Raw genomic sequence first — 4802 nt, 5'->3', positions numbered from 1 at the left:
ATTCAACCGATGCCGTTACGGGTAAGCAGCTTTATTCGCTTGGTGATACATTTGCGACGTATTTAGGGGGTGGAGCTAAGTATGAGAAAGGCCAATGGATAGCTCCCAAATTTAAGCTTAAAACAGTTAAAGAGGATGGCAGCCCTGAAGAGATTGACTATAGCAATGTAGCGGAAGCTTTTGCTGGAGTTGGTAGTTCTATCACGAATGTTCAGAATAAAGTTACCAATGAGATCACCAACCAGATTAATCATCTTCAGTCTGATGGTTCAGCTGTAGTTCATTATGATAAAAATGCAAAGGATGAAACTGATTATACGAGTGTTACTTTTGGTGGTAAAGAAAAGAGCTTTACAGCGCTCCACAATGTTGCGGATGGTACGATAGCTAAGGGATCGCACGATGTTATTAATGGCAACCAAATTAATACCCTATCTCAGGATGTAGCTCAGTTTTTAGGTGGGAACGCATCCTTTAAAGAGGGTAGTTTTATAAAGCCAACCTATAAATTATCCAGTGTTGCTGAGAAAGGTGAGGTGAAAGAACAATCATATAACGATGTAGGTTCAGCTTTTGAAGGTCTTGATACGAATGTCAAGAATGTCAATAATCACTTAACAAATGTTGTTAATGATTTTACTGAAAAGGTGAACAATATTACCCAATCAGTTCAAGGTGATGCCTTGTTATGGAGTAATGATAAAGGTGCTTTTGTAGCGTCTCATGGTGCAGGCAGTGAAAAAACAAATAGCAAAATTAAACTCCTTGCTTCTGGAGAGATTTCTGCAGCTTCAACGGAAGCAGTAAATGGTTCCCAGCTTTATAGTCTTGGTAGCAGTGTTGCAAAGTCTTTTGGCGGTGGAGCAGGTTATGATGATAAAGGAGAATGGAAAGCCCCAAGCTTCAAGGTTAAGAAATTTGATGATAAAGGCAAAGAAACAGAGAAAGAGTACAAAACTGTTGCAGAGGCCTTTGAAGGTGTAAATCAATCTTTCACGAATATTCATAATGAAGTGAACGAGCAAATTAACCAAGTTGTAGGAGACAGCCTTGTTAAGCAAGATAGCAAGACACATGCCATATTGGTTGGTGGTGAAACGAGCGGTACTAAAGTAAGTTTTTCCAACACTGATGGTGCAGAACGAGTTCTTTCTGGAGTTAAAGCAGGTGATCTTTCAGCAAAATCGACTGATGCAGTGAATGGATCCCAGCTTTATAGTCTTGGTGGCAGTATTGCTCAGTCTTTTGGTGGTAAGGCTAACTATGAGAATGGTCAATGGACGGCTCCAACTTTTACGCTTAAAACAGTTAAGGATGATGGTAAGGAAAAAGATGAAACTTATCAGAATGTTGCAGAAGCGTTTGAAGGAGTTGGTAGTTCTTTCACGAATATCAAAAATGAGATCACCAACCAGATTAATCATCTTCAGTCAGAAGATTCTGCGGTTGTTCATTACGATAAGAACAATGATGAAAAAGGCACTATTAATTATACAAGTGTGACTTTCGGCAAAGGAAAGAATTCTGCGGCTGTTGGTTTGCATAATGTTGCGGATGGTCAGATTGCTGAAAATTCACATGAAGTGGTTACGGGTGGTCAGGTTAATACGATCTCTCAGGAAGTTGCAAAATATTTAGGTGGAGGATCAGCATTTAAAGACGGTGGCTTTACACAACCGACCTATGAATTATCGAACATTTCTGAAGATGGTAATGTAAGAAAGACCGCGTTTAATGATGTAGGAGGTGCGTTTATAGGCCTTGATGAAAATATCAAGAATGTGAACCAGCGGATTAAGGAAGTATCAGAAGGTGTTGCACAGGATTCTTTGTTATGGAGTGATAAAGCCAATGCCTTTGTGGCACGTCATGAAAAGAAGCAAGAAGAACAAGGCAGAGCTGTAGGGAAACAAGAAAACAGCAAGATTACGTTTCTTTTAGATGGTGATATTTCTAAGGGATCAACCGATGCCGTGACGGGTGGCCAGCTCTATTCTTCGAATAAGACATTTGCAACGTATTTAGGAGGTGGAGCAGGTTATGATGATAAAGGAGAATGGAAAGCTCCAAGCTTCAAGGTTAAAACAGTCAAGGAAGATGGCAGTGATGTTGAAGAGCAGAGCTATGACAGTGTAGCAGAAGCATTTGCCGGTGTAGGAAGTTCTTTCACGAATATTCATAAAGAGCTTAAAAATGAGATTACCAAAGTTGTGGGAGATAGCTTAGTTAAGCGAGATGAGAAGACAAAAGTTATCGTGATCGGTGGTGAGAAAGATGGTGGCAGCATCAGTATAGCAGATAGCTCGAATGGGGATCGTACGCTTTCTGGTGTAAAGAAAGCAGAGAATGATAATGAAGCAGTTAATAAGGGTCAGCTTGATGCAAGCTTGAAGGATCTTTCTACCAGCCTTCAGTCTGATGATTCAGCTGTAGTTCATTACGATAAGAACAATGATGAAAAAGGCACTATTAATTATACAAGTGTGACTTTCGGCAAAGGAAAGAATTCTGCGGCTGTTGGTTTGCATAATGTTGCGGATGGTAAGATTGCTCAAGACTCACGTGATGTGGTTACGGGTGGTCAGATTCATACGATCTCTCAGGAATTTGCGAAATACTTAGGTGGAGGATCAGCATTTAGCGATGGAGTTCTTACACAACCAACGTATAAATTATCGAAGGTTGAGAAAAATGGAGTTGTAACAGAGAGTTCCTTTAATGATGTAGGAGGTGCGTTTACAGGCCTTGATGAAAATATCAAGAATGTGAACCAGCGGATTAAGGAAGTATCAGAAGGTGTTGCACAGGATTCCTTGTTATGGAGTGATAAAGCCCATGCCTTTGTGGCACGTCATGAAAAGAAGCAAGAAGAACAAGGCAGAGCTGTAGGGAAACAAGAAAACAGCAAGATTACGTTTCTTTTAGATGGTGATATTTCTAAGGGATCAACCGATGCCGTGACGGGTGGTCAGCTGTATTCTTTGAATAATACAGTTGCGACATATTTTGGTGGTAGTGCTAAATATGAGAATGGCCAATGGACAGCTCCTACCTTTAAGGTTAAGAAATTTGATGATAATGGCAAAGAAACAGAGAAAGAGTATAAAACTGTTGCAGAAGCCTTTGAAGGTGTAAATCAATCTTTCACGAATATTCATAATGAAGTTAAGAATGAAATTAATCAGGTTGTAGCTGATAACCTTGTTAAGCAAGAAGCTGATACAAATGTTATCAATATTGGTAAAGAAGTAGAAGGCAGTGCAATTAATATCGCCAACAAAACTGGTGCTGATCGTACACTTTCAGGTGTAAAGGCAGCGACCCAAAATAATGAAGCAGTTAATAAAGGTCAGCTTGATGAGAGTTTGAAGAAGCTTTCTACCAGTCTTCAGTCTGATGATTCAGCAGTTGTTCATTACGATAAAACAGATGGTGAAAATAACACCATTAATTATGCGAGTGTGACTTTTGGCAAAGGAAAGAATTCTGCGGCTGTTGGGTTGCATAATGTTGCGGATGGTAAGATTGCTCAAGACTCACATGATGTGGTTACGGGTGGTCAGATTCATAAAATCGGCGAGGATGTAGCAAAGTTTTTGGGTGGTAATACATCCTTTAAAGACGGTAGCTTTACACAACCAACGTATAAATTATCAAAGGTTGAGAAAAATGGAGTTGTAACAGAGAGTTCCTTTAATGATGTAGGAGGTGCGTTTACAGGGCTTGATGAAAATATCAAGAATGTAAATCAGCGTATTAAGGAAGTGTCAGAAGGTGTAGCACAGGATTCTTTGTTATGGAGTGATGACGCCCATGCCTTTGTCGCACGTCATGAAAAGAAGCAAGAAGAACAAGGCAGAGCTGTAGGGAAACAAGAAAACAGCAAGATTACGTTTCTTTTAGATGGTGATATTTCTAAGGGATCAACCGATGCCGTGACGGGTGGCCAGCTCTATTCTTTGAATAAGACATTTGCAACGTATTTAGGAGGTGGAGCAGGCTATGATGATAAAGGAGAATGGAAAGCTCCAAGCTTCAAGGTTAAAACAGTCAAGGAAGATGGCAGTGATGTTGAAGAGCAGAGCTATGACAGTGTCGCAGAAGCATTTGCCGGTGTAGGAAGTTCTTTCACGAATATTCATAAAGAGCTTAAAAATGAGATTACCAAAGTTGTGGGAGATAGCTTAGTTAAGCAAGACGAGAAAACAAAAGTTATCGCGATTGGTAGCGAGAAAGATGGTACCAGCATTAGTATTGCTAATAGTGAAGGAGCTGATCGTACACTTTCTGGTGTGAAGAAAGCGGAGAATGATAATGAAGCAGTTAATAAGGGTCAGCTTGATGCAAGCTTGAAGGATCTTTCTAAGGATCTTCAGTCTGATGGTTCAGCAGTTGTTCATTACGATAAGAACAATGATGAAACAGGCACTATTAATTATACGAGTGTTACTTTTGGTAAAGGAAAGGATTCTGCGGCTGTTGGTCTGCATAATGTTGCGGATGGTAAGATAGCTAAGGGATCGTACGATGTTATTAATGGCAACCAGATTAATAAAATCGGCGAGGATGTAGCTCAGTTTTTAGGTGGCGGGGCATCCTTTAAAGAGGGTAGCTTTACACATCCGACCTATGAATTATCAAGCATTTCCGAAGATGGTCAGGTAAGCAAATCCGCATTTAATGATGTAGGTTCAGCTTTTTCTGGTCTTGGTGCAAGTGTTAAGAATGTGAACAATCATCTGACAAATGTAGTGCAGAATTTTGATGAGAAGATTACGAATATTACTCAATCAGTTCAAGGC

General features: G+C 40.0%; 1 pseudogene. It reads left to right on the top strand.

Annotated elements, in window-relative coordinates:
• Positions 1-4802: pseudogene (locus tag J7R13_RS08385) on the top strand (hypothetical protein); the annotation flags it as partial.

The sequence above is a fragment of the Bartonella taylorii 8TBB genome (assembly GCF_902825155.1).
Taxonomy (GTDB): Bacteria; Pseudomonadota; Alphaproteobacteria; order Rhizobiales; family Rhizobiaceae; genus Bartonella; species Bartonella taylorii_A.
The sequence above is the reverse complement of the archived record's forward strand: the minus strand, read 5'-3'. Positions and strand labels throughout refer to the sequence as shown.